This window comes from Saccharopolyspora rosea (assembly GCF_025643595.1).
Taxonomy (GTDB): Bacteria; Actinomycetota; Actinomycetes; order Mycobacteriales; family Pseudonocardiaceae; genus Saccharopolyspora; species Saccharopolyspora rosea.
In genome coordinates this window covers 2,021,332-2,046,783 of record NZ_CP102826.1, presented here as the reverse complement: position 1 = coordinate 2,046,783, position 25,452 = coordinate 2,021,332, and the positions used below count along the sequence as shown (strand labels likewise).

Annotated in this window: 23 protein-coding genes; 11 read left to right on the top strand and 12 right to left on the bottom strand. The window is 72.8% G+C overall.

Annotation, left to right across the window (positions count from 1 at the left end):
* Nucleotides 1–343: 343 nt before the first annotated feature.
* Together NV263_RS09915 and NV263_RS09910 are read left to right on the top strand one after the other, a co-directional pair.
* On the top strand, nt 344–1,609 hold the full coding sequence (locus NV263_RS09915; protein WP_380760489.1) for an ammonium transporter: 1,266 nt from the start codon (nt 344–346) through the stop codon (nt 1,607–1,609).
* Nucleotides 1,606–1,944 (top strand): P-II family nitrogen regulator, encoded by a 339-nt coding sequence (locus tag NV263_RS09910; protein WP_263252408.1) that lies wholly within the window; start codon nt 1,606–1,608, stop codon nt 1,942–1,944. The genes NV263_RS09915 and NV263_RS09910 overlap by 4 nt, the downstream gene beginning before the upstream one ends.
* Here NV263_RS09910 and NV263_RS09905 read toward each other — a convergent pair.
* On the bottom strand, nt 1,941–2,567 hold the full coding sequence (locus NV263_RS09905) for a TetR/AcrR family transcriptional regulator (protein WP_263252407.1): 627 nt from the start codon (nt 2,565–2,567) through the stop codon (nt 1,941–1,943). The genes NV263_RS09910 and NV263_RS09905 overlap by 4 nt on opposite strands.
* A gap of 139 nt (nt 2,568–2,706) precedes the next feature.
* On the opposite strand from NV263_RS09905, the gene NV263_RS09900 reads away from it, so the two are divergent.
* Together NV263_RS09900 and gndA are read left to right on the top strand one after the other, a co-directional pair.
* Nucleotides 2,707–3,666 (top strand): quinone oxidoreductase family protein, encoded by a 960-nt coding sequence (locus tag NV263_RS09900; RefSeq protein ID WP_263252405.1) that lies wholly within the window; start codon nt 2,707–2,709, stop codon nt 3,664–3,666.
* Nucleotides 3,667–3,803: 137 nt separating this feature from the next.
* A complete protein-coding gene (gene gndA / locus NV263_RS09895) occupies nt 3,804–5,231 on the top strand; it encodes an NADP-dependent phosphogluconate dehydrogenase (protein ID WP_263252403.1) in 1,428 nt (475 codons plus the stop codon).
* A 254-nt stretch (nt 5,232–5,485) separates the two neighbouring features.
* On the opposite strand, the gene NV263_RS09890 is transcribed toward gndA, so the two are convergent.
* From NV263_RS09890 to NV263_RS09880, 3 genes are all read right to left on the bottom strand, one after another.
* Nucleotides 5,486–6,130, bottom strand: coding sequence for a VC0807 family protein (locus tag NV263_RS09890; protein WP_263252402.1), 645 nt, complete (start codon nt 6,128–6,130; stop codon nt 5,486–5,488).
* A 114-nt stretch (nt 6,131–6,244) separates the two neighbouring features.
* Nucleotides 6,245–6,898 carry a response regulator gene (locus tag NV263_RS09885; RefSeq protein WP_263252400.1) on the bottom strand — a complete coding sequence of 218 codons (654 nt, stop codon included), beginning with the start codon at nt 6,896–6,898 and terminating at the stop codon, nt 6,245–6,247.
* The gene (locus NV263_RS09880; protein ID WP_263252398.1) at nt 6,895–8,079 is read right to left on the bottom strand and encodes a sensor histidine kinase; all 1,185 of its coding nucleotides are present in this window, start codon (nt 8,077–8,079) and stop codon (nt 6,895–6,897) included. Before NV263_RS09880 ends, NV263_RS09885 begins: the two co-directional genes overlap by 4 nt.
* Nucleotides 8,080–8,681: 602 nt before the next feature.
* Between NV263_RS09880 and NV263_RS09875 the strand changes: the two genes are divergently transcribed.
* The 3 genes from NV263_RS09875 (at nt 8,682) to NV263_RS09865 (ending at nt 12,552) form a co-directional block, all read left to right on the top strand.
* Nucleotides 8,682–10,019 (top strand): amino acid permease, encoded by a 1,338-nt coding sequence (locus tag NV263_RS09875; protein ID WP_263254148.1) that lies wholly within the window; start codon nt 8,682–8,684, stop codon nt 10,017–10,019.
* A gap of 172 nt (nt 10,020–10,191) precedes the next feature.
* Nucleotides 10,192–11,358, top strand: coding sequence for an acyl-CoA dehydrogenase family protein (locus NV263_RS09870; protein ID WP_263252388.1), 1,167 nt, complete (start codon nt 10,192–10,194; stop codon nt 11,356–11,358).
* A gap of 15 nt (nt 11,359–11,373) precedes the next feature.
* Nucleotides 11,374–12,552 carry a CaiB/BaiF CoA transferase family protein gene (locus NV263_RS09865; protein ID WP_263252387.1) on the top strand — a complete coding sequence of 393 codons (1,179 nt, stop codon included), beginning with the start codon at nt 11,374–11,376 and terminating at the stop codon, nt 12,550–12,552.
* A 1-nt stretch (nt 12,553) separates the two neighbouring features.
* Here the strand turns inward: NV263_RS09865 and NV263_RS09860 are convergent, their stop codons facing one another.
* Both NV263_RS09860 and NV263_RS09855 read right to left on the bottom strand, forming a co-directional pair.
* Nucleotides 12,554–13,378 (bottom strand): formate/nitrite transporter family protein, encoded by an 825-nt coding sequence (locus NV263_RS09860; protein ID WP_263252386.1) that lies wholly within the window; start codon nt 13,376–13,378, stop codon nt 12,554–12,556.
* 147 nt (nt 13,379–13,525) lie between these two features.
* Nucleotides 13,526–13,825: a hypothetical protein gene (locus NV263_RS09855; protein WP_263252385.1), complete on the bottom strand. Its 300-nt coding sequence runs from the start codon at nt 13,823–13,825 to the stop codon at nt 13,526–13,528.
* Between the two features lie 319 nt (nt 13,826–14,144).
* Between NV263_RS09855 and NV263_RS09850 the strand changes: the two genes are divergently transcribed.
* A complete protein-coding gene (locus tag NV263_RS09850) occupies nt 14,145–15,605 on the top strand; it encodes an alkaline phosphatase family protein (RefSeq protein ID WP_263252383.1) in 1,461 nt (486 codons plus the stop codon).
* A 124-nt stretch (nt 15,606–15,729) separates the two neighbouring features.
* Here the strand turns inward: NV263_RS09850 and NV263_RS09845 are convergent, their stop codons facing one another.
* On the bottom strand, nt 15,730–16,752 hold the full coding sequence (locus NV263_RS09845) for a DNA polymerase IV (RefSeq protein ID WP_263252381.1): 1,023 nt from the start codon (nt 16,750–16,752) through the stop codon (nt 15,730–15,732).
* Between the two features lie 84 nt (nt 16,753–16,836).
* Between NV263_RS09845 and NV263_RS09840 the strand changes: the two genes are divergently transcribed.
* Both NV263_RS09840 and NV263_RS09835 read left to right on the top strand, forming a co-directional pair.
* Entirely contained in the window at nt 16,837–17,313 is a 477-nt protein-coding gene (locus NV263_RS09840; RefSeq protein WP_263252379.1) for an NUDIX domain-containing protein, read from the top strand.
* A 40-nt stretch (nt 17,314–17,353) separates the two neighbouring features.
* Nucleotides 17,354–18,514: a MalY/PatB family protein gene (locus tag NV263_RS09835; RefSeq protein ID WP_263252378.1), complete on the top strand. Its 1,161-nt coding sequence runs from the start codon at nt 17,354–17,356 to the stop codon at nt 18,512–18,514.
* A 5-nt stretch (nt 18,515–18,519) separates the two neighbouring features.
* On the opposite strand, the gene NV263_RS09830 is transcribed toward NV263_RS09835, so the two are convergent.
* Nucleotides 18,520–19,338 (bottom strand): alpha/beta fold hydrolase, encoded by an 819-nt coding sequence (locus NV263_RS09830; protein ID WP_263252377.1) that lies wholly within the window; start codon nt 19,336–19,338, stop codon nt 18,520–18,522.
* 78 nt (nt 19,339–19,416) lie between these two features.
* Here NV263_RS09830 and NV263_RS09825 point away from each other — a divergent pair, with 78 nt between their 5' ends.
* Nucleotides 19,417–19,950 carry a CGNR zinc finger domain-containing protein gene (locus tag NV263_RS09825; protein WP_263252376.1) on the top strand — a complete coding sequence of 178 codons (534 nt, stop codon included), beginning with the start codon at nt 19,417–19,419 and terminating at the stop codon, nt 19,948–19,950.
* Between the two features lie 132 nt (nt 19,951–20,082).
* Here the strand turns inward: NV263_RS09825 and NV263_RS09820 are convergent, their stop codons facing one another.
* The 4 genes from NV263_RS09820 to NV263_RS09805 all read right to left on the bottom strand — a co-directional run bounded on the left by NV263_RS09820 (nt 20,083) and on the right by NV263_RS09805 (nt 25,194).
* Entirely contained in the window at nt 20,083–20,334 is a 252-nt protein-coding gene (locus NV263_RS09820) for a hypothetical protein (RefSeq protein ID WP_263252375.1), read from the bottom strand.
* A 138-nt stretch (nt 20,335–20,472) separates the two neighbouring features.
* Nucleotides 20,473–22,845: a xanthine dehydrogenase family protein molybdopterin-binding subunit gene (locus tag NV263_RS09815; RefSeq protein WP_263252373.1), complete on the bottom strand. Its 2,373-nt coding sequence runs from the start codon at nt 22,843–22,845 to the stop codon at nt 20,473–20,475.
* 62 nt (nt 22,846–22,907) lie between these two features.
* Nucleotides 22,908–24,692: a thiamine pyrophosphate-requiring protein gene (locus NV263_RS09810; protein ID WP_263252371.1), complete on the bottom strand. Its 1,785-nt coding sequence runs from the start codon at nt 24,690–24,692 to the stop codon at nt 22,908–22,910.
* Between the two features lie 37 nt (nt 24,693–24,729).
* Nucleotides 24,730–25,194: a DUF4383 domain-containing protein gene (locus NV263_RS09805; RefSeq protein ID WP_263252370.1), complete on the bottom strand. Its 465-nt coding sequence runs from the start codon at nt 25,192–25,194 to the stop codon at nt 24,730–24,732.
* Nucleotides 25,195–25,452 lie beyond the last annotated feature (258 nt).

Here is a 25,452-nt window from a genome sequence, read left to right as displayed (position 1 = left end):
AGGTGGCTGCGCGTGGTTTTCCCGAACGCGGCGTGACCACATTCTGGAAGCTGCGGGCGCGTGCCGTCAACTGCGCCGATGGGGCGGGAGCGCCCGAACCGACCCGCCCGGCGCCCACGGATGTCCACACTGGACGAACGGTGGACCGGGATTGCCGAGAAATGTCCGGAAGGTAACGAACTCCCGGCTCGCGCCGGGAGTTTTACACCGGCGAAACGTCCGGTGGCCGTTTCGCGTAACGCGGCGGCGCGATGCTGTGCGGCCGAGTCAGCCAGGACGCGTGGAGGAGGCCGTCATCGACACCGGAAGCACCGCCTGGGTCCTGCTCAGCGCCGCGCTCGTGATGTTCATGACTCCCGGACTGGCGCTGTTCTACGGCGGGATGGTGCGGTCCCGCAGCGTGCTCAACGTGATGATGCTGACGTTCGTGTGCCTGGCCGTCGTCGGGACGCTGTGGGTGCTGTACGGCTACTCGCTGGCGTTCGGCAGCGACGCGTTCGGCGGGTTGATCGGGGACCTGGCGCACGCCGGGATGCGGGGGCTCTCCGACGTCGGGGTCGGTTCGGCCGGGCAGCGGGTGCCGCTGTTCGCCTACGCCTCGTTCCAGCTGATGTTCGCGGTGATCACCGTGGCGCTGCTGGTCGGGGCGGTCGCCGAGCGGACCCGGTTCTGGCCGTGGGTGGTATTCGCCGCCGTGTGGTTCACCGCGGTGTACGTGCCCGTGGCGCACTGGATCTTCGCGGTCGACGGGTTCGGCGGGCCCGGCTCGGCGGGCGGGTGGATGGTCAACCGGCTCAAGGCGCTCGACTTCGCCGGAGGCACCGCCGTCGAGATCAACTCCGGGGCCGCCGGGCTGGCGCTGGCGGTGGTGCTCGGGCGCCGGCACGGCTGGCCGCACCACCAGGCGCGGCCGCACAACCTGCCGTTCGTGATGTTCGGCGCGGGGCTGCTGTGGTTCGGCTGGCTGGGGTTCAACGCGGGTTCCGCGCTGGGCGCCACACCGCTGGCGGCCACCGCGTTCGTGAACACCATGGCCGCCGGCGCCACCGCCGTGCTCGGCTGGCTCGTCGTCGAGCAGCTGCGCGACGGGACGCCCACCACCCTCGGCGGCGCCTCGGGTGCGGTGGCCGGGCTGGTGGCGATCACGCCCGCCTGCGGGTACGTCGAACCCCTGGGCGCGGCGGCGATCGGCGTCGCCGCCGGGGTGGTCTGCGCCCTGGCCGTCGGGCTGAAGTACCGGTTCGGTTTCGACGACTCGCTGGACGTGGTGGCCGTGCACGGCGTCGGTGGGCTGGTCGGCACGGTGCTGATCGGCGTCTTCGCCACCCGCGGCGTGAACCCCGCCGGCGCCGACGGGCTGCTGTACGGCGGCGGCGCGGACCAGCTGTGGCGGCAGTGCGTCGCGGCCGCGGTGACATTGGTCTACTCGCTGGTGTTGACGTACCTCATCGCACGCGTTATCCACTGGCTCATGGGTTTCCGGGTCCACCACGACGCCGAGTCGAGCGGCATCGACGAGGCCGAGCACGCCGAGAGCGGCTACGACTTCCGCGGCGGCGCGCACCCGCACGCCGTGACCGAGCGCGTGCCGAGCGGCAGCGCCTCGTGAGGCTGCTGACAGCGGTCGTGCGCCCGGACGCGGTGGAGACCGCCCGCGAGGCGCTGCGCGCGCTCGGCACGGTCGGCATGACCGTGAGCGCGGCCGAGGGCTGCGGCAGGCAGCAGGGCCACACCGAGGTCTACCGGGGCGCGACGTACCAGGTCGACTTCGTCGCCAAGTGCCGCATCGAGGTGCTGCTGACCGACGACCAGGTCGAACGCGCCGTGGAGGCCCTGACCGCCGCGCTGCGCACCGGCGAGGTCGGCGACGGCAAGCTCTGGATCACCCCGGTGGAGACCGCGGTCCGCGTCCGCACCGGGGAACGCGACGCCGACGCGCTCTAGCTGAGCTGCTCGATCGTGGTGCTGTGAGGTTCCCCCTCATGAGAGAGCAGGGGTAGCCACACTGAGTCCACGATCTCGACGATCGCCTCGTCCGGCACCGCGCCCATGGTCATCAGCATGTCGTGGCGCACCAGGTCGAAGGGCAGGTTCACCACGCGTTCGGGTCGCGGTACATCCGTAAGCTCGCCGCGCTGGATGGCGCGGTCGACGAGCGTCGCGAAGGGGGGCGTCTGGTCCGCGGGGCGGAGGCGGCTGCGCAGGTCGCTGAAGTTGGTGCCGGTCTCGCGGAAGTAGTCCGCTAGCTGGATGCGCATGAGTATCACCGCGCGGGCCCGCTCGGCGTTGACCGTGCGCAGGAGGGTGAGGGCGTCCTGGCGCAGGCTGCCGGTGTCAGGGATGTCGAGTGGACGCCAGTACCGGGTGAGTGTGGCGATGAGGAGGTCCTCGCGCTGCGGCCAGCGCCGGTAGAGCACCGGTTTGCTGGTTCCGGCGCGCGCTGCGACGGCCTCGTAGGTGAAGCCGTTGTAACCCTGCTCAACGAGCACCTCCCAGGCGGCATCGGTGATCGCGTTCTCCAGGGCGGCGCCCCTGCGCCGCGTGCCCTCCGCGCGCCGCTCACTCACCACTACCCCCACATATCCGTTTTCACAGCATGTAGCCGTGCGATTAGGTTCGCTTGCGTATCTTAATCCGAGGCCGTACGCTCGGGTCAATAAGATACGACACCGTTTCTAAACGGGCCGACCGCGTAGGGAAACGCGCATGTCCATGATCAATGCCGCGCTCGTGGAGTCCTTCGACGAGCCGCCGCGCTTCCGGTCCATCCCTGCCCCAGAGGCCGCCCCCGGCCAGGAGGTGGTGGACGTGCTCGCCGTCGGCGTGCACCCGGCCACCCGGGGCATCGCCGCGGGTAAGCACTACACGAGTCCCAAGGCACTGCCCGCCCTAGCGGGTGCGGACGCCGTCGTCCGCCGGGCGGACGGCAGCCTCGGCTACGTTATGGTCATGGGCGCCGGCACCCTGGCTGAGCGCATCGTCATCGATCCGGCCGCCGTCATCCCGGTCCCGGCCGGAGCCGATCCCGCACTCCTGGTCGCCACCATGAACCCCGCCCTGTCCTCATGGTGTGCGCTGCGCACCCGCGTCCCGTTCCAAGCAGGGCAGTCGGTCCTGGTGCACGGCGCGACCGGCAACGCCGGATCGATGGCCGTCAAGGTCGCCAAGCACCTCGGCGCGGGGCGAGTGATCGCCGCCGGACGCAATCGATCCCGCCTCGACGAACTCACCGCCGAGGGCGCGGACGACATCGTTCAGCTCACCCCCGACGAGGACGCCACCGCGGCCGCGCTCGCCGAGGCCGCCGCCGAAGTCGACGTGGTCCTCGACTACGTATGGGGGCCACCCACCGAACTCGCTATGCGTGCCGTCCTCGGAGCGCGTACCCAGCACACCCGTCTGCTCGACTGGGTGCAGATCGGTGGCATGGGCGGAGACGCGATCACCCTGTCCGGGCACGCGCTGCGCTCCAACGCGTTCCGGATCCTGGGCAGCGGCTTCGGCTCGGTGGCCATGCAGGTCATGCACCGGGAATTCACCGAGCTCATCGCCGCGATCGCCGCGGGCGGCATGGCCGTGCGCCCGCATCCGTTCCCGCTGGACCAGGTCGAGGCAGCCTGGACCCACAAGGAGGCACCCGGCGAGCGCACCGTCATCATCCTCTGACACACGCGTTGCCGGCGCCCCGCCGCAACGTCCAGGGCGCCGGCGGCGCGCTCTGCGCGGCCTCCCGCAGGACGCGGATGCCCCGGCGCACCGGGAGTGGAAGCATCCGGGGCAGAGCCGACGCGGGAGGGACCGACATGGCGGAGAAGGCGGACATCGGGGTCACCGGGCTTGCGGTGATGGGGCGCAACCTCGCCCGCAACTTCGCGCGGCGCGGGCACACCGTGGCCGTGCACAACCGGACCCCGCAGCGGACCAGGGACCTCGTGGACCAGTTCGGCGCGGAAGGGGCGTTCGTGCCCGCCGAGTCGCCCGAGGAGTTCGTCGCCGCGCTGCAACGGCCGCGGCGGCTGGTCGTCATGGTCAAGGCGGGCGATCCCACCGACGCGGTGATCGACGAGTTCGCCGCCCTGCTGGAGCCCGGCGACATCATCATGGACGGCGGCAACGCGCACTTCGACGACACCCGGCGGCGCGAGGCCGCGCTGCGCGAACGAGGGGTCCACTTCGTCGGCAGCGGCATCTCCGGCGGCGAGGAAGGCGCGCTGCACGGCCCGTCGATCATGCCCGGCGGGTCGGCCGAGTCGTACCGCACGCTGGGGCCGCTGCTGGAGAGCATCAGCGCGCACGTCGACGGCGAACCGTGCTGCACCCACGTGGGCACCGACGGCGCCGGGCACTTCGTCAAGATGGTGCACAACGGCATCGAGTACGCCGACATGCAGCTCATCGCCGAGGCGTACGACCTGCTGCGGCGCGCCGGCGGGCTGCGGCCCGAGCAGGCCGCCGAGGTGTTCGCGCGGTGGAACTCCGGGCGGCTGGACTCCTACCTGATCGGGATCACCGCGGACATCCTGGCCCACGCCGACGCCTCCGGGAAACCGTTCGTCGACGTCGTGCTCGACCAGGCCGAGCAGAAGGGCACCGGCCGGTGGACCGTGCACACCGCCCTGGACCTGGGCGTCCCGGTGCCTGGGATCGCCGAGGCGGTGTTCGCGCGGTCGCTGTCCGGCCACGCCGACCTGCGGGAGGCGGCGCAGGGGCTGGCCGGTCCGACCGTCGGCGCCGGGGAGGTCGCCGGGCTGGCCGAGGACGTCGAGCAGGCGCTGTACGCGTCGAAGATCGTCTCCTACGCGCAGGGCTGGAACATGATCGCGGCGGGCGCCGACCAGTACGGCTGGGACATCGACCTGGCCGCCATGGCGTCGATCTGGCGCGGCGGCTGCATCATCCGCGCCGCGTTCCTGGACCGCATCCGCGCCGCGTTCCGCGCCAACCCCGCGCTGCCCACGCTGCTGGTCGACCCGGAGTTCGCCGCCGAGCTCGACGCGGCCCAGGACGCCTGGCGGCGCGTGGTGGCGACCGCGGCCCGGCTGGGCGTGCCCGCCCCCGGGTTCTCGGCCGCGCTGGCCTACTACGACTCGCTGCGCGCGCAGCGGCTGCCTGCCGCGCTGGTGCAGGCCCAGCGGGACCTCTTCGGCGCGCACACCTACCGGCGGACCGACCGCGACGGCGTCTTCCACACCCGCTGGGACACCGACCGGCACGAGGAATCCGCTGACTGACACCGGGAAAGTGGTGAGGCGACGGGACTTCCGCACCGCTCGACGCGAAAATCCGGTCGATCCGGGATTGAAACGCTTCCGCGTCCATTGTGGACTTCCCCGGTGGTTCCAGCGGTCCCGGTAGAAGGCGTCCCCGGCACGACCACCCCGCCGGTGCACCTCCCGCAGATCCGGCGACGTCCACTCCCGGAAAAGGAGTCTGCCGAGTTTCAACACCGCGCCGCAGGCAGGCCCGCGCGCCACCGGGCGCCCCTTCAGGCGTGCACGGGCGCGAGGGCCCGGACGCGGGCCCGCATGCCGCGGCTCCACAGCACCAGCGCACCGAACACGGCGACCGCCAGCACCGGCGACAACAGCATCAGCGCACCCGGACCGACCACATAGGACAGTGCGACGCGCAGCGCCGCCTCGGCGAGCAATCCCCCGCCCCACACCCCGGTCGCCACCCGGAACGCGCGGCGGACCGCGGGGATCGCCCAGCGCCGGTCGTGGGCCGCGCGGGCGTCCTCGGTCGCGAACCGCTGGCGGCTCATGACGAACGCCACCGGGCGAGGAGCCGCCAGCGACGCCAGGAACGCCAGCCCCACCGAGGCGGTGACCAGCGAACCGTGCAGCAACAGCAGCCGGGGGCTGTCCAGCACCACGGCGCCGACCAGGCTCAGCACGATCGCCAACAGCGACACCGCGCCGATCCAGTCCACCCGCCGGGCGCGCACCACCCCGACCACGATCGCGGCCAGCGGGAACACCGCCCCCGCGGCCAACGCCGGGAGTTCGGACATCCCGGCGGAGGTGAGGACCTCGTAGGCGGCGAACGGGGCCGCGGCGTTGATCAGCAGCGTCCGCACGAGCGGCGAGCGCGCCGCACCGCCTCGTACGTCCACATCGGATGGAACCATCACGTCCTCCTCGAAGTCGAAGTCGAAGCCGACGCCGAGGAACGCTACGCCGGGCCGCTGCGCGGAATCGTCGGTCCACGGGTGGATTCCGCGATCTCCACCCCCGGGTGGAGATCAGCCGCCGGCGACTCCGTGGCGGTAGGCGTAGGCGACGAGTTGGGCGCGGTCGCGCCGGCCGGTCTTGGCCAGCAGGTGGTTGACGTGGGTCTTCACGGTCGCCTCGGTGACCACCAGCGCGGCCGCGATCTCGGAGTTGGACAGCCCGTCGGCGATCAGCGCCAGCACCTCGGCCTCGCGCGCGGTGAGCCCGTCCGGCACCGCCCGGGGCGGGGGGCTCTCCTCCCGCACCGCGAGCTCCTCGACCAGGCGGCGCTGCACGTCCGGCGCCAGCAGCGCCTGCCCGGCCGCGACGGTGCGCAGCGCCTGCTCGATCTCGGTCGCCGTGGCGTCCTTGGTCAGGTAGCCGCGCGCGCCCGCCCGCAGCGCGGCGAACACCGACTCGTCGTCGGAGTAGGTGGTCAGCACCACCACGTGGACCCCCGGGTGGCGCTCGCGGACCAGCCGAGTGGCGGCCACCCCGTCCAGCCGCGGCATCCGCAGGTCCATCAGCACGACGTCCGGGCGGTGCTCGCCGACCAGCGCCACCGCCTGCTCGCCGTCCGCCGCCGCGGCGACGACCTCCACGTCCGGCAGCAGGCCGACCAGCACCACCAGCCCCTCCCGCACCACGGTCTGGTCGTCGGCGACGACGACCCGCAGGGCGCTCACGCGGGCACCGTCAGGTCGATGCGCCAGCCGTCCCCGTCGGGCCCGGCGGACAGCCGCCCGCCCAGCAGTTCGGCGCGTTCGCGCATGCCCACCAGCCCGTACCCGCTGCCGGGCTCCGGCGGCCCGGCGGGCGGATCCGAGCGGTGGTCGGCCACGGTGAGCCGAACGGCCTCCTCCTCGTAGGCGATCCGCACCTCGACTCCCGATCCGGGGGCGTGCCTGCGGGCGTTGGTCAACGCCTCCTGCGCGACGCGGTGCACGGTGTTGCCGGCCTCGGCCGACAGCGGGCGCGGGGTCCCCTCGACGCGCAGCGACGCGGCGCACCCGGTGTCCGCGCGGTAGGACTCCACCAGCTCGGCCACCGCGGTGTCCGGCCGCGCGGTCCCGCCGCGCAGCGCCCGCAGGGCCCGCCGGGTCTCCTCCAGCCCGGTGCGCGCCAGACCGCGCGCCCGCTCGACGTGCTCGGCGGCGCGGTCCTGGTCGTCGTGCCGGGTCAGCAACAGGTGCGCGGCCTCCAGCTGGACCGACAGCCCGGACAGGCTGTGCGCGAGCACGTCGTGGATCTCCCGGGCGATGCGGGCCCGCTCGTCGAGCGCGGCGGTGCGCGCCCGCTCCTGGAGGATCACCTGGTGCTCGGCGACGATGAGCTCGGCCTGCTCCTGCACCCGCACCCGGGCCGCCTGGTTCACCCCGGTCAGGGCGGCGGCCACGAGCGCGACGGACAGGCCGAGCACCGCCAGCGGGCCCAGCCGACCGAGCAGCAGCCCGGGCACCGCGATGGTGGCCATGGTCAGCAGCACCTGCGCGGCCGCCAGCCGCGGGGACAGCCAGCGCCCGGCCACGTGCGCGGCCACGAACGGGAAGAAGAACGCCGGTCCCAGCGTGAGCACCCCGAGCATTCCCCCGGCCACGCCCGTCGTCGTCAGCGCCGCCATCGCGGCCCACGGGCGCGACCCGCGCCCCACCGACCGGAACAGGAACGCGACCGAGGCGGCCGCGGTCAACGCCAGCACCACCGGGTCCCGCGCGCCCCCGGCCGCGACGATCCCGTAGTCCACGCAGCCGAGCACGAACAGGCCCACCACGCGGCGCCAAACCGAGTCGGGCTCCAGCCACTCGGCCGCCCGCCCCAGGCTGCCGCTACCCGCACCGGCCATCGTCACACCCCCGTCCGCCGCCATCCGCCCTATTCTGGAGGAGTCGGGGGTGGGCGTCCTCAACCCTCGGGTGGAGATCGGGACTCCACAGTGGATCAGCCGGAAAAGCGGACATAGGGATCGAAACGATCATTTGACCCAGGTCACGCCGAGCCACTGTGGACACTCCAGCCAGTGCCGATCCCACTACGCCGAGTAGCGGTCGCTCCCGTGCTCCGACCTCCGGCGCACCCGCGGAGCGGAGATCGCCAAACCCGTTCGGCCCAACGGTTTTCGGCTGATCTCGGCACGCCGCGCTGCGTTCTCGGGCACACTGCACGAGGGCGTCGGCGAACGCGCACGACTCCCCCGCGCACACCTGCTCCGAACCCGGTCTTACGATCCGGGAAACGCGTGACGAGGACCGCGAAACCGGTGTGACGCCGGTCTCCTCGCTCGCTCAGGCATCATCCGCGACGACGGCCGGCGCCGATGCGCCGAACCACGGCACGGCGTGAAGGAAAGGAAGCATGGCCAACCACCACGCGATTCCGGCCGAGGACGAACGTCCCGATCGGCCCACCGCCACCAGGCTCGGCCAGGAAGACGTCGGCTACCGCAAGGGGCTGCGCAACCGGCAGGTCCAGATGATCGCCATGGGTGGCGCGATCGGAACCGGCCTGTTCCTGGGCGCCGGCTCCCGCCTGCACAGCGCGGGCCCCGCCCTCGCGGTCGTCTACGCGATCGCCGGCGTGTTCGCGTTCTTCGTGGTGCGGGCGATGGGCGAGCTCGTGATGCACCGGCCCTCCTCGGGTTCGTTCGTCTCCTACTCGCGGGAGTTCCTCGGCGAGAAGGCCGCCTTCTTCGCCGGCTGGATGTACTTCCTGAACTGGGCCACCAGCGGCATCGCCGACGTGACCGCCACCGCCAAGTACGTCCAGTTCTTCTGGCCCGAGGTGCAGCAGTGGATCCCCGCGCTGGTGGCGCTCCTGGTGGTGCTGGGCGTCAACATGGTGTCGGTGCGCCTGTTCGGCGAGCTGGAGTTCTGGTTCGCCGCCGTGAAGGTGCTGGCGCTGGTGGTGTTCATGGTGATCGGCATCGTGGTGCTGGTCACCCAGCAGCCGGTCGGCGGGCACGTCCCCGGCCCGAGCCTGATCACCGACAACGGCGGCTTCTTCCCCGCCGGCGTGCTGCCCGCGCTGATGATCCTGCAGGGCGTGGTCTTCGCCTACGCCGCGATCGAGATGGTCGGCGTGACCGCCGGGGAGACCGGCGAACCGCGCAAGGTCATCCCCAAGGCCGTCAACGCGGTCGGCTGGCGCATCGCGGTGTTCTACATCGGCTCGGTGCTGCTGCTGGTGATGCTGCTGCCGTGGAGCGCCTACCACGACGGCGAGAGCCCGTTCGTGACCTTCCTGAGCCAGCTCGGCGTGCCCGGCGCGGCCGGGATCATGGACCTGGTGGTGCTGACCGCGGCGCTGTCCAGCGTCAACTCGGGGCTGTACTCGACCGGCCGCATCCTGCGGTCGCTGTCGGTGGCCGGGTCGGCGCCGAAGTTCACCGCGAAGATGAGCCGCACCGGCGTGCCCTACGGCGGCGTGTTCCTGACCGCGGGCATCTACCTGCTCGGCGTCATCCTCAACATGGTGGTGCCCAGCCACGCCTTCGAGATCGCGCTGAACTTCTCCGCCGTCGGCATCCTCGGCACCTGGTCGATGATCATGATCAGCCACCTGGTGATGGTCCGCAGGGCCCGGCGCGGCGAAATCGAGCGGCCGTCCTACCGGCTGCCGCTGGCCCCGGTCACGAACTACGTCACGCTGGCGTTCCTGCTGCTGGTGCTGGCGCTGAGCTACTTCGACTACCCGGCCGGCCGGATCATGATCTACGGCCTGCCCGGCATCGTCCTGCTGCTGGTGGTCGGCTGGTTCGCCGTGCGCAAGCGGGTGCAGCGCATCGCCGCGGGCGAGGAAGCCGTCGAGTAACCACCCACCTCGCGCCGAACAGCCCGGAGGACCGCGCGTCCTCCGGGCTTTCCCATGTCTCGGCTCGTTCGCATATACGAACGACGATCTTGCCGGTTGACACGTGTGGCCGATCACAGCTAGGACTGGATCACAGTCATACGTATTTGGGAACGCGCGGGAAGAGGATCGGATGGACTTCGAGCTCACCGCCGACCAGCGGGACCTGCGCGCCGGAGCGCGCGAGCTGGCGCGCGGCTTCTCCGACGACTACTGGGCGCGGCACGACGCCGACGGCGCGTTCCCGTGGGAGTTCTACCGCGCCTTCGCCGACGGCGGGTGGCTCGGCATCGCCATCCCCGAGGAGTACGGCGGTGGCGGGCTCGGCATCCTCGAAGCCTCGCTGCTGCTGGAGGAGGTCGCCGCGTCCGGGGCCGGCATGAACGGTTGCAGCACGATGCACCTGACGATCTTCGGCCTCAACACCATCGTCAAGCACGGCAGCGAGCAGCTCCGGCGCGAGGTGCTGCCCGCCGCGGCCGACGGGTCGCTGCACGTGTGCTTCGGCGTCACCGAACCCGACGCGGGCACCGACACCACGCGGGTGTCGACCACCGCCCGCCGCGTCGACGGCGGCTACGTCCTCAACGGCCGCAAGGTGTGGATCACCAAGGCCGGCCAGTCGCAGAAGATGGTGCTGATCACCCGCACCACCCCGCGCGCGGAGTCCGCGCGGCCGACCGACGGGATGACCCTGTTCCTCGTCGACATCGATCCCGCGCACGTGCACCTGGCGCCCATCCCGAAGATGGGCCGCAACGCGGTGGCCTCCTACGAGGTGCTCATCGACGACCTCTTCGTGCCCGACAGCGCGCGCATCGGCGAGGAGGGCCGCGGATTCCGCCACCTGCTCGACGGCCTCAACCCGGAACGCATCCTGCTCGCCCACGAAGCGCTCGGCATCGGCCGCGCCGCCCTGGACCGCGCCGTCCGCTACGCCGGGGAACGCGTCGTGTTCGACCGGCCCATCGGCAGCAACCAGGGCATCGCCTTCCCGCTCGCCGAGGCCGTCACCCGCCTCGACGCGGCCGAGCTGATGGCCCGCAACGCGGCGTGGCGCTACGACCGGGGCCTGTCCTGCGGGCGCGAGGCCAACATGGCCAAGTGGCTGTGCGCCGACGCCGGTTTCCAGGCCGCCGACCAGGCCGTCCAGACCCACGGCGGGATGGGCTACGCCCGCGAATACCACGTCGAGCGCTACTTCCGCGAAGCCCGCATCCTCCGGCTGGCGCCGGTCAGCCAGGAGATGGTGCTCAACTACGTCGCCCACCACGTCCTCGGCCTGCCCAAGTCCTACTGACCGACGGGAGCCGCCATGAACGCCAGCCTCACCGGAATCCGGGTGCTGGACCTGTCCCGGGTCCTCGCCGGACCGCTGTGCAGCCAGCTGCTCGCCGACCACGGCGCCGAGGTCGTGAAGGTCGAGGCGCCCGCGGGCGACGAGACCCGCGGTTGGGGACCACCGTTCGTCGACGACGGCACGAGCGCCTACTACCACGCGCTGAACCGCAACAAGACCAACGTCTGCCTGGACCTCACCACTGCCGACGGGCGGCGGCTGCTCGGCGAACTGTTCGCCTCCGCCGACGTCGTGGTGGAGAACTTCAAGGCGGGCACGCTGGCCCGCTGGGGGCTGCCCGACGAGGAGGTGCGCCGCCGGTTCCCCCGGCTCGTGCACTGCCGCATCACCGGGTTCGGCGTCGACGGGCCGATGGGCGGAATGCCCGGTTACGACGCGATCGCCCAGGCCTACGGCGGGTTGATGAGCATCAACGGCGAACCGGGCGGACCGCCGCTGCGCGTCGGGGTCCCGATCGTCGACATGGTCACCGGGATCCACGCGTTCTCCGGGATCCTGCTCGCACTGCACGAACGGCACCGCAGCGGTCGCGGCCAACTCGTCGAGTGCGCCCTGCTGGACACCGCGATCTCGCTGCTGCACCCGCACTCCGCGGCCTGGCTGGCCGACGGCCGCACCCCGCGCCGGACCGGATCGGCGCACCCCTCGATCGCGCCGTACGACACGTTCGAGGCCGCCGACGGGTTGCTGTTCGTCGGCGTCGGCAACGACCGCCAGTTCCGCGACCTCACCGACCTGCTCGGCGTGCCCGAACTCGCCGAGGACCCGCGGTTCGCCGCCAACTCCGACCGCATCGGCAACGTGGCCGAACTCCGTCCGCTGCTGGCCGGGCGCATCGCGACCTGGCAGCGCCACGAGCTGGCCCGCGCCCTGCTCGCCCGCGGCGTCCCGGCGACCGCGGTGCACGACGTCGGGGAGGCGCTCACCGACCCGCACGTGCGGCACCGGGGCATGGTCGTCGACCACGACGGCTACCGGGGCATCGGACTCCCGGTGACGCTGCACCGCACGCCCGGCGCCGTCCGCTCCGCACCACGCGACCGGGGCGCGGACACCCGCCGCATCCTGCGGTCGCTGGGCTACGCCGACGCCGAGATCGACGCCCTGATCGCCGCCGACGTCGCCCGGGACTGACTCACGCGGCAACCGCCTCCGGTTCGGCGACCTCCGCCGGAGCCGGGGACCTCCGGCGGGACCGACCCAGCACGCCGTAGGCCGCACCGACGAGCAGGCCGCCGCCGACGAGGTTGCCCAGCCCCGCCAGCAGCAGGTTCCGGCCGAAGGTGGCGATCCCGGCGGCCGGGACGTGCTCGAACAGGCCCAGCGAGAAGATCGTCATGTTCGCGACCACGTGCTCGTACCCGGAGGCGACGAAGGCCAGCAGGCACCAGCACAGCACCGCCAGCTTCGCCCCGTCGGACCGGGTGCGCGCGGCCATCCAGACCGCCAGGCACACCAGGAAGTTGCACAGCACGCCGCGCAGGAACACCGCACCGGCCGGGGCGCCCGCCTTGGCCGCGACCAGGCTCGCCAGCAGCGGCACCGAGCCGCCCGCCGAGAGCACCCCGCTGTGGTGCACCACCGCGGCGAACAGCACCGAACCGAGCAGGTTGCCGACGAACGAGGCGACGACGAGCCCGACGGCCGGACCGAACCGGATCCGGCCGGTCACCAGTCCGTGCACCGACGTCATCATGTTGCCGGTGGACAGCTCCGCCCCGGCGAACACCACCAACGTCAGCGCGATCCCGAACACCAGGCCCTGCACGAGTTTCGTCCACGGCGAGTGCACGGCGTTCAGCGGAGCGGTCACCTGCAACAGCAGCACGACCGCGACCCCGATGAAGGCACCCGCCAGCATCGCGCTGACGAGGTAGCGCCCCGGGCGGCGCAGCTCGTCGGTCTTCGCCGCGGCGACCTGCGCCTGGTCGGCCAGCGCCGCGGACACGGGAATCGGCATCGACGTCCTCCTGGGATCGGGTGAAGGGGCTCGGCCATTCGATCCCGGGCCGATGTCGTCCGCGTGGCGGCGCGGTGCGCGGCCGGTTTCCGGGCGCTCACACCGGCGCCGCGGCCGAGCTGAACCGCGACGAACGGGGCGAAACGCTCATCCGGGAAGCCGTCGCAGCACCGCGCGGGCGAACTCGACCGCGGAATCGTCCGATGTGGACCGCAGCCAGTCGGCGAGCGGTCCGGCGAGTTCCGGGGAGAACGCGGCGATCCACCGGGCGCTGCCCGCGCGCGCCTCGGCCACGTGCTCGGTCGAGCCGTCGGAGCGGTGCGCGATGACCTCCGGGCGGGTCGCCAGCAGACCACCGGTGCGCCAGTCACCGGAGGTGGCGGACGCGGCCAGCCGCTCGATGCGCTCCGCCGCGGTGAGCAGGATGTCGCGGTCGTCGATGTCCACGGCCCGATCCTCCCGTGCCCGCTGCGGGCCCGCGCGCGACCCCTTCCGTTGATTTCATCCTGCACTGAAGCAACGGACCGCGTCGACCAGGTGTCGCGTCCACAGTGGAACCGTTGCCGGATTCGCCGGACCCGGTGGGAAGTTCGGACCGGATTGGGCCGAAACGCGCACGGTGCGACTCCGACGCGCCCAACGTGCGTGACGATCCCCGGCACTACTGTCATGGGTTGTTCCGCGAGGGTTCGCCGAACGGCGCTGGCGCGCGTGCCCGGCGACCGGGGTGTGAGCCGTTGCCACCACCGATCGGGAGGCTGCGTCCATGGCCGGAATGACTCGTCGTCGACTGCTCGGGGCCACCGCGGGAACGGCGGCCGCCGCTGCCGCCTCGTCCCTGCTGCCGCCCAACGTCCGGCGCGCGCTGGCGCAGGGGACGCCGGCGCGCGGTTCGCTGCGCGACATCGAGCACGTCGTGCTGCTGATGCAGGAGAACCGCTCGTTCGACCACTACTTCGGCACGTTGTCCGGGGTCCGCGGGTTCGACGACCCGAACGCGATCACGCTGCCCGACGGCAGGTCGGTGTTCTACCAGCCCGACGAGCAGAACCCGGCCGGGTACGCGCTGCCGTTCCACCTCGACACGCACGCGACGAACGCGCAGAAGATCCCGTCCACCTCGCACGCCTGGCAGGTGCAGCACGACTCGCTCAACCACGGGAAGATGGACGGCTGGCTGGCCGCGCACCGCAAGGCCGACGGCAAGAACGGCCCGTACGTGATGGGCTACCACACCCGGGCGGACCTGCCGTTCCAGTACGCGCTGGCGGAGGCGTTCACCATCTGCGACGGCTACTTCTGCTCCGTGCTCGGCCCCACCTGGCCGAACCGGATGATGTGGATGACCGGCACCATCGACCCGAACGGCGAGCACGCGGGCCCCATCCTGGACAACAAGGCGCCGGACGGCGGATACCGCTGGAAGACCTACGCCGAACGGCTCACCGAGGCCGGGGTCAGCTGGCGGGTCTACGAGCAGAGCGACACCTACGGCTGCAACGTGCTGGAGAACTTCGCGGCGTACCGGAATTCGGGGCCGAACTCGCCGTTGCGGGTCAACGGGATCACGCACCGCCCGGAGGGCCGGTTCGAGTACGACGCGCGCCACGACAAGCTGCCCACGGTGTCGTGGATCATCACCACCAGCACCCAGTCCGAGCACCCCGACTACACCCCGGCCGAAGGCGCGGCGTTCGTCGCCAGCAAGATCGACGCGATCGCGGCGAACCCGGACGTGTGGGCCAAGACCGCGTTCATCCTCAGCTATGACGAGAACGACGGGCTGTTCGACCACGTCGTGCCCCCGATCCCGCCGGAGGGCACCCCGGACGAGTTCGTGCACGGCACCTCGCCCGGCGGCACCGCGGGCAACGGCCTGTGGGTCGGCGGCGGGTTCCGCGTCCCGTGCATCATCGTGTCGCCCTGGACCGCGGGCGGCTGGGTGTGCGGCGAGCCGTTCGACCACACCTCCCAGCTGCGGTTCCTGGAGAAGATCACCGGCGTCGAGGAACCGAACATCTCGGCCTGGCGCCGCAACACCTTCGGCGACCTCACCTCGGCGTTCCGCTTCGCCGAACCGGGCGCGGAACCGCCCGTGCTGCCCGACACCAGCGGGCCGCTGACGCTGTCCCGCTACGAGGCCGAACACCTGCCCGCACCCGAATTCCCCGGCAAGGACCAGAAACCGCCCCAGCAGGAACCGGGCAGCCGCCCCCACCTGCCCTGATCTTGTCTTTGAACTCCTTTTGCGTGGCGGTGCCGGTTGCGGGTGTACTCACCGAAAGAGAAAGCGGCTCACGCCGCTTACCGAGAACCCTTCGGTACCAGGTTCGAAGACGGGCTCTGAGGCGTCACGCGGCGAGTTCGGCGCGGACGCCGACCAGGCGGACGGGGCGGTCGAGGGGGAACAGCGCGAGGGCGGTGCGGGCGGCTTCGGCGAGCGCGGCCCGGTCGCGGGTCGGCGAGTCCAGGCCGACGCCGTGGGTGTGCGTGGCGAAGCGCGCGTCGCGGACCTTCACCACGACGCGCCGCGCCAGCGCGCCGTCCTCGGCCAGGTCATCGGCGACGACCCCGGCCAACCGGTCGACCTCGGCGCGCAGGGTGCCCGGGTCGCGCACGTCCTGCTGGAAGGTCACCTCCCGGCCGCGCGAGCGCGGCCGGTACGGCTCGGCGGTGACCGGCGTCGAGTCGTAGCCGTGCGCGAGCGCGACCAGCCACGGACCGGTGTTCGGGCCGAACTCCCCGGCGAGATCGGTCATCGGCGTGCGGGCCAGCTCGCCGACGGTGGCGATGCCGCGGGCGGCGAGCCGTCGCGCGGTCTTGCTCCCGACGCCCCACAGCGCGTCGGTGGGCCGGTCGGCCATCACCGCGACCCAGTTGCCCACGTCCAGCCGGAACACCCCGCCCGGCTTGGCGAACCCGGACGCCAGCTTGGCGCGCAGCTTGTTGTCGCCGATGCCGACCGAGCAGGACAGCCCGCTGCGGTCGGCCACCAGCCGCCGCACCCCGTGCGCGGTCCGCTCGGCGTCCGCGGTGTCGACCAGCAGGAACGCCTCGTCCCACCCGGCCTCCTCCAACACCCCGCCGACCTCGCGCAACGCGGCCATCACCGTCGCCGACGCAGCGAGGTAGGCGTCCCGGTCGACGGGCAGGAACACCGCGTCCGGGCAGCGGGCGGCGGCGGTGCGCAGCGGTGTCCCGGAGCGGACACCGTGCTCGCGGGCCTCGTAGGAGGCGCCGGCCACCACCCCGCGCCGGGTGGGATCGCCGGTGCCGCCGACCAGCACGGGCCGTCCGCGCAGCTCGGGGCGGCGCAGCAGCTCGACGGCCACGATGAACTGGTCCAGGTCGACGTGCAGCACCACCCGCTCCACCCCGCCAGCATCGGGCGGGTTCCCCGCCGGTGGCAACCGGTCCACATGCGACACTGGTCGGCGAACCGACGCGGGAGGTGACCGGTGGGCAAGCGCAGCGCGGGAATCCTGCTGTACCGGCTCGTCGCCGGACGGCCCGAGGTGCTGCTGGTGCACCCCGGCGGCCCGTTCTGGAAGAACAAGGACGCCGGTGCCTGGTCGGTGCCCAAGGGCGAGCACGAGGCCGACGAGCAGCCCCGCGCCGCGGCCCTGCGGGAATTCGAAGAGGAGACCGGGCTCGCGCTCGACGACGTCGAGCTGGTCGAGCTCGGCGAGGTCCGGCAGCGCAACGGCAAGGTGGTCACCGCCTGGGCCGCCGAACGGGACTTCGACGCGTCCGCGTTGCGCAGCAACGACTTCGAGATCGAGTGGCCGCCGCGCTCGGGGCGGCGCCAGCGCTTCCCGGAGGTCGACCGGGCCGAGTGGTTCGACCCCGGCACTGCCCGCGAGAAGATCAACCCGGCGCAGGCGGCGTTCGTCGACCGGCTGCTCGACCTGCTGGGCGCGACCGGACGGCTCTGAAGCCTCGCCCCGCGGGTCGTCGGGATCGCACAATCGCGGGATGGACGATCTGCACGCCACCCTCGACGCGCTGCGCGAGACCGATCTCCGGCAGCGGCGGACGACGAAGTGGGCCGACGTCGACGACGACGTGCTGCCCGCCTGGATCGCCGAGATGGACTACCCGCTGTGCCCGGTCGCGCGGGAGGCCGCCCGCGCCGTGATCGAACGCGGTGAGCTCGGGTACCCGCTCACCGACGACTACGCCGCCGCGTTCGCCGACTGGTCCGCGCGCGAGCACGGCCGCCGCCCGGACCCGGCGCTGGTGGCGCCGGTCGCCGACGTCATGGCGGGACTGGAGGCGGCGCTGCGGGCGCTGACCGAGCCCGGCGACGGCGTCGTGCTGCTGACCCCGGCGTACCCGCCGTTCCTGCGGCTGCTCGCGGAACTGGACCGCCCGCTGCGGGCCTGCCCGCTCCGCGACACCGACGAGGGGTGGGCGATCGACTTCGACGCCGTCGACGCCGCGCTGGCCGGTGGGGCGCGGGCGGTCCTGCTGTGCCACCCGCACAACCCGACCGGGCGGGTGTGGACCCCCGACGAGCTGCGCGCCCTCGCCGCGCTGGCCGACCGCCGCGGAGCCGCGGTGGTCAGCGACGAGGTGCACGCGCCGCTGCTGGCCGACGGCGCCGGGTTCGTCCCCTACGCGGCGACCGGTGACCTCGCCGCCTCCCACGCGGTGACCGTCACCAGCGCGTCGAAGGCGTGGAACATCCCGGGCCTGAAATCGGCGGTGCTGCTCGGCGAGGAGGCCACCCGCCACGTCGTCGACGGGCTGCCCCCTTACGAGCGCCGGGCATCGGTGCCGGGGCTGGCGGCGGCCGCGGCGCTGTGGCGCGACGACGGCGGCTGGCTCGCGTCCGTGCGCGCCTACCTGGACCGCACCCGGGACCGGCTGCGCACCTGGGTCGCCGACCGCCCGGACGTGCGCTGGCATCCCGGCCAGGCCGGCTACCTGGCGTGGCTGGAACTGCGCGCGACCGGTCTCGGCGCCGACCCCGCCGGGATCCTGCTGGAGAAGGCGCGGGTCCGGGTCAACCCGGGCACCGACTTCGCGCCCCCGGACTCGGCCGTCGGCCGGGGATTCGTCCGGTTCAACCACGCCACCTCGCTGCCGCTGCTCGACGAGATCCTCACCCGCCTGGACCGGGCGCTGGGCTGAGCCGGCTACGCCGCCAGGAAATCGGTCAGCAGCGCGGTCAGCCGGGCCGGGGAGTCCTCCTGGACCAGGTGTCCCGCGTCCGGCAGCCACTCCAGGCGGGCGTGCGGGATCGCCTCGGCCAGCCGCCTCGCGCGGTCCGGTGGGAGCCACCCGTCCTGCTCGCCCCAGGCGATCAGCACCGGGCAGTCGAGTTCGCCGAAGCGGTCCTCGACCTCCGCGGTGTAGTGCTCGTCGGCCTGGGCGATCTGGCGGTAGAACGCCGCCTGCCCCCGCTCGCCGAGCCAGGGCGCGACGAGCGCGTCGAGGACCTCGCGGCGCGGTTCGCGGTGCGCGGCGGTGCTGACGTAGCGGCGGACCAGGGCCTCGTGCAGGTGCGGCGGCAGCGCCGCGAAGACCTCGGAGTGGTCGCGCACCAGCCGGAAGAAGTCCGACCCCCACGGCCGGACGCTGACCGCGTCGAGCAGCGCGAGGCGTCCGTAGCGGGCTCCGTCGAGCAGTGCGGTGCGCAGCGCGACCGCGCCGCCGAAGTCGTGCGCCACCACCGCCGGGCGGTCCAGCCCCCAGTGGCGCAGCAGGTCGGCGAACACCTCCTGCTGGGCCGCCAGCGAGACGTCCTGGCCGTCGCGCATCTCCGACTGCCCGTACCCGAGCAGGTCCCAGACGTGCACGGTGTGCCGCGAGGCGAGCGCGGCGGCGATCTCGCGCCACACGTAGGAGGAGAACGGGGTCCCGTGCAGCAGGACGACGGGTTCGCCCGCGCCGAACCGCGCCCACCGCACCACGCCCCGCGGCGTGTCGTACCGCTCCGGCAGCGTCCAGTCCATGACGACCTCCTCGTTACTGGCTCTACGCATTAGAGGGTAACGTTACCGGCAGCTGGGCGCTACCGGTAAAATCGGGACGTGGTGTACGACCGGCCTGCCGCCCCGGAACCGTTGCGGACCGTGGAGGATTTCGGCAACTCGGCCCGCTTCCTGCACGAGGAGGACGCCTTCGCCGACCTCGACGGCACCCGCCGGTGGCTGCGCGACCGCGAGTGGCACGAGGCCGCCGTGGAACTGGACGACGCGGCCCGGCGGGAACTCGTGCGCGCCCGCGAGGCGATCCGCACCCACCTGGCCGGGGAGGACTCCGCGGCGGCCAACGAGTTCGCCGCCCGGCTGCTGGCGCCCCCGCGCTGGCAGCACGGCGCGCCGTCGATCCCGGTGCGCGCCGGTTCGGCGGTGGACGGCGTGATCGGCCGAGTGCTGGCCGTGCTGCTGACCGAGGACCTGGCGGGACGCGCCGGACGGCTGAAGGTGTGCCGCGCACCCGACTGCCGGTGGCTGTTCTACGACCGCTCCCCCGCCAACAACAGCACCTGGTGCAGCATGGACATCTGCGGAGCCCGCCACAAGATGCGCACCTACCGCTCCCGCCGCAGAGCCAGTCTTTGAAGTCGTTTTGCGAGGCGGTGCCGGTGGCGGAACCTCAGTGCCTGTCTTCGAACTCGTTTTGGGTGGCGGTGCCGGCGGCGGAACCTCAGCGGCCGTCTCGACTCCGGAAGCCCCTCCTGATGTATGTCCAACTCAAAACGAGTTCAAAGACCTGCTGGGGCACATCGGCCCGGCTGCGCGGGCTCGCTCGAACAGGCTGCGGATCAGCGCGACCGTCTCGACGTCCTGGTCGGCCAGCCAGGTCAGCGCGGCGTGGTCGCGGGTGTCGAGCTCGATGCCCGCCAGCGGCTCGCGCAGCATTCCGAGGTTGGTCATGCAGCGCTGCGAGCGGGCTTCGCGCCACCCGTCGCCCACCCATCGGCGTTCGCACCGGACATCGTCCATACGGCGGCTCCCTGCGCTCCGGGACACCTTCCACGGGAGTACACCGCCCGTCCCGCCCGAAGGGCCGAAAGTCCCGGACCGCGGCGACTTCGCGGGCCCGCGGCCGCGGTGACCGGGACGGCTGCGCGGGCGGGCGTTTCAGACCACTGCCTCGTCGGCGTCGTCCGGTGCGCCGGCGTCGCGGAGCGGCAGGGTCGCGAACACCTCCGGCGGCTCCTGCCACGGCACGCCGGCGCGCCCGTCGCGGGCGGCGCGGACCGCCCGCCACACCCGCTCCGGCGTCGCCGGCATGTCGACGTGGCGGACGCCGAGGTGGCGCAGCGCGTCCACCACCGCGTTCTGCACCGCCGGGGTGGAGCCGATGGTGGCGGACTCGCCGATCCCCTTGGCGCCCAACGGGTTGCGCGGGGTCGGGGTCTCGGTGTTGGCCGTCTCCAGCGACGGCAGGTCCGCCGCCGACGGGATGGTGTAGTCGGCCAGCGTGCCGTTGGCCGGGTTGCCCTCGGCGTCGAAGGTGACCTGCTCCCACAGCGCCTGCGCGATGCCCTGCGCCGCGCCGCCGTGCTGCTGACCGCGCACGAGGAGCGGGTTGAGCACGCGGCCGCAGTCGTCGACCGCGACGTGCCGCACCGGCCGGACCCGCCCGGTTTCCACGTCGACCTCGACGACCGAGACGTGCGCGCCGAACGGGAACGTCGCACCACCGGGCCGGAAATCGACGTGCGCGGCCAGCGCGCCGCCGTCCTCGGCGGCGGCCCGGGCCAGCTCCGCCCAGGTCAGCGTCGCTGCGGGCACCCCGGCCACGCCGAGCTCGCCGTCATCGGTGAGCTCGATGTCGTCCACCGACGCCTCCAGCCGGGACGCGGCGAGCTCCCTGGCTCGGCGCAGCACCTCCTCGCCCGCCCGCTGCACGGCGCTGCCGCCGATCTGCAACGACCGCGACCCGCCGGTCCCCGAACCGCGCGGCACCCGCGCGGTGTCGGACTGCACGAACTCCACGGCCTGCATCGGAATGCCCAGCGTGTCGGCCACGATCATGGCGAACGACGTCGCGTGGCCCTGGCCGTGCGCGGACGTGCCGACCTTGATGCGGGCGCCGTCCTCGTGCACCTCGACCTCGGCGTACTCGCCGCTGCCGCCACCGGTGATCTCCACGTACGTGCTCACCCCGATGCCCAGCAGCAGCCGCTCGTCGGCCTCGATGCGGCGGGCCTGCTCGGCGCGCAGCTGCTCGTACCCGGCCAGCCGCAGCGCCTCGGTCAGCGGCACGTCGTAGTCACCGCTGTCGTAGTCGGCTCCCGTCACGGTGGTGTACGGGAACTTCTGCGGGTGCAGGAAGTTCTTGCGCCGCAACGCCACCGGGTCCTCGCCGAGCTCGACCGCGGCCAGGTCGATCAGCCGCTCCAGCATCGCCGCCGCCTCCGGCCGCCCGGCGCCGCGGAACGCGCCGACCGGAGTGGTGTTGGTCAGCGCGGCGACCGCGTCGTAGCTGATCCGCGGGATCTCGTAGACGCCCTGCGCCATCGTGCGCGTCGGGCCCAGCGCCAGCCCACCGCCGAACCCGCCGTAGGCCCCGGCGTCGCCGACGACCCGGCAGCGCAGGCCCACGATGCTGCCGTCGCGGCGCAGTCCCAGCTCCGCGTACTGCACCTGGGCCCGCCCGTGCGGCATCGCCTGCATGTTCTCCGAGCGGGTCTCGACCCACTTCACCGGGCGCCCCAGCTCCCGGGCGAGCGCGATGGCGACGGCGTGCTCCGGCACCAGCCCCACCTTGCCGCCGAAGGCACCGCCGACGTGCGGTGCGATGACCCGCACCCGCTCGGCGGGCCAGCCGAACGTCCCGGCCACGGCATCGCGCAGCGCGTGCGGCATCTGGGTCGACACGTGCACGACCACGTCGTGCTCGGCGTCCGGACCGCCCGGTTCGGCGAGGATCGCGTTGCCCTCCAGCGGGACGACGGCGACGCGCTGGTTCTCGATCCGGGCGCGCACCACGACGTCGGCCCCGGACAGCACATCCGCGCCCGCGGGGTCGCGGTAGCCGCCGGCCACGTTGCCGTCCAGCTCCGGGAACTGCCGGGGCGCGTCCGGCCGCAGGGCCTGCTCTGGGTCGGCGACGGCGGGCAGCGGCTCGTAGTCGACGTCGACCAGCTCCAGGGCGTCGGCGACCGCCGCCGGGGACTCGCCGACGACCACCGCGACCGGCTCGCCGACGAAGCGCACCCGGTCGGTGGCCAGCGGCGGGCGGCGGCAGCGCGGGTTCAGCTCCCCGAACGGTTGCGGAGCGGGCAGGTCCAGGTCCGCCGCGGTGCGCACGGTGATCACCCCCGGCGCCTGCGCCGCGGCCGACGTGTCGACCGCGGTCACCTCGGCGTGCGCCAGCGGCGACCGGACGAAGCCGAGGTGCACCACCCCTTCCGGAGCGAGATTGCCGACGTACGTGCCCCGACCGCGGAGCAGGTCCGGGTCCTCGACCCGCTGGACCTCGTTCCCGAGCATCGAACCCACCATGCCCGCAGCTTATCCCGCCGCCCCCGACCGGAGCACCGGATCGGCACCACTGTCCACTGTGGTCATCTTTCGGGGAGGAACTCCTGGACCTTGGCCTTGACGCCCTCGCGGACCACCGACCACGCCTCGGGATCGCCCTTGAGCAGCGCCGAGGTGACCTTCTCCACCTGGTCGAAGTCGGCGCGCGGCGGGATCGGCGGCACCGCCGGGTCGGTGACGAACTCCAGGATGCACGGCCGGTCGGCGTCCAACGCCCACCGCCACGCGCCGGTGATCTCCGCCGGGTCGTCGACCTTGCGCCCGGTCAGGCCGACGCAGTCGGCGAACGCGGCGTAGCCGAAGTCCGGCAACCGCTGGGACGGCAGGAACTGCGGGGCTCCGCCCATCGCGCGCAGTTCCCAGGTGACCTGGTTGAGGTCGCCGTTGTTGAGCACCGCCACCACCAGTCGCGGATCGGCCCACTCGCGCCAGTAGTGCGCGATGGTGATGAGCTCGTTGATCCCGTTCATCTGCATCGCGCCGTCGCCGACCAGCGCCAGCACCGGCCGGTCCGGGTGGGCGAACTTCGCGCCGGTCGCGTAGGGCAGCCCCGGCCCCATGGTCGCCAGCGTCCCGGACAGCGAACCGCGCATCCGGCCGCGGATCCGCAGGTGCCGGGCGTACCAGTTGGCGGCCGACCCCGAGTCCGAGGTCAGGATCGCGTCGTCGGGCAGCAGCGGGTCCAGCTCGTGGAAGACCCGTTCCGGGTTGATCGGTTCGGCGTCCACCCCGGCGCGCCGTTCCATCACCGTCCACCAGCGGCGCACGCCCTCCTCCACGCTCTCGCGCCAGGAGCGGTCCTCCTTGCGCCGCAGCATCGGGAGCAGCTCGCGCAGCGTGGCGCGGGCGTCGCCGAGCAGGTTGACCTCGAACGGGTAGCGCATGCCGATGAACGTCGGGTCGATGTCGATCTGCACCGCCCGCGCCTGGTCGAGCTGGGGCAGGAACTGGCTGTACGGGAAGCTCGACCCCACCACCAGCAGCGTGTCGCAGTCGCGCATCAGCTCGTACGACGGGCGGGTGCCCAGCAGGCCGCTCGCCCCGGTGACGTAGGGCAGCTCGTCGGACAGCACGTCCTTGCCCAGCAACGCCTTCGCGACCCCGGCGCCGAGCACGTCGGCGACCTCCCGCACCTCGGCCGCGGCGTCGCGGGCGCCCTGACCGACCAGCATCGCGACCCGGCTCCCGTCGTTGAGCACCTCGGCGGCCCGGCGCAGCTCGTCGGCGGGCGGGACCATCCGGGTGCCGGACAGCCCGAGGCTGGAGGGCACCATCTTGAACTCGTGGGCCGGTGGTTCGTACGGCTGCTCCTGCACGTCCCCGGGGATGATCACGGCGGTGACGGTGCGCCGCGCGATCGCGGTCCGCATGGCCCGGTCCAGCACGTTCGGCAGCTGCTGCGGCACCGTCACGGTCTGCACGTAGTCGGCGGCGACGTCCTTGTACAGCGAGTGCAGGTCGACCTCCTGCTGGTAGGAACCGCCGATCGCGCTGCGCGCGGTCTGCCCGACGATCGCCACCACCGGCACGTGGTCGAGCTTGGCGTCGTACAGCCCGTTGAGCAGGTGGATCGCGCCAGGCCCCGAGGTCGCCGCGCACACCCCCACGCGGCCGGAGAACTTGGCGTAGCCGACGGCCTCGAAGGCGGCCAGCTCCTCGTGCCGCGCCTGCACGAACCGCGGCCGGTCACCCGCTCGGTCCCAGGCCGCCAGCAGGCCGTTGATCCCGTCCCCGGCGTAGGAGAAGACCTTCTCGACGCCCCACTCGCGCAGTCGTTTCAGGACGTGGTCGGACACCAGCTCCGCCATCAGCTCACCTCGCAGGTTCGTCGGCTCGTCCGGCCGCCTACCCGCCGATGCGGGGACGCAAACCGGACGGGGGCCGCCGCCGGTGCCGCTCGCCGCGCCCCGGACGCGCCGCCGACACTCCACAGAGGACGATGAAGCCGAGGACGGCCAAGCCGGCGTGCAGGAAGTTCTCCGCCGGTCCCAGTTCCAGGGCGGTGCGCGTCGGCGACACCGTGCTCTCCGCGGTGCCGTAGAGGAACAGCAGCACCCCGCCGACCATCTGCACCGTCGCGAACACCAGCATCCCGCGCCGGAACGGCGAGGCCGCCAGGGCGAACGCCCCGACCACGACCAGCAGCACGGCGTGCGCGGTGTTCAGGTGGAACACGCCCAGCACGGCGACGTCGTGCGAGGGGTGCCAACCCGCCCCGGCCAGCGCGAGCAGCCCCAACGCCACCAGGAACGCACCCTCGACGTCCAGGACGGCGCTCCAGGTGCGGGCCCCGGTCGCGCGCTCAACCATGGACACCTCCGCTGGACTCCTCCCACCACGAGTGCCCAACGCCGAGGTCGCGAAACCTCCTCGCGCGGCTCGCGCGCACAAGCGCGGCCCGCGCGTGAAAAACGAGTGCGGGTCGACCCGCAGGAACCGCCCATCGCGCTGCGGGTGCGCTTGCTGGTCTCCCTGGTGACCCCTGAGCGCCCGCAGCTGCTCGACCACGTCGTCCAGCTGGAACCGGTGGGCACCGCCAGGCAGCGTCAAGGCTGGCGTGACCCGACC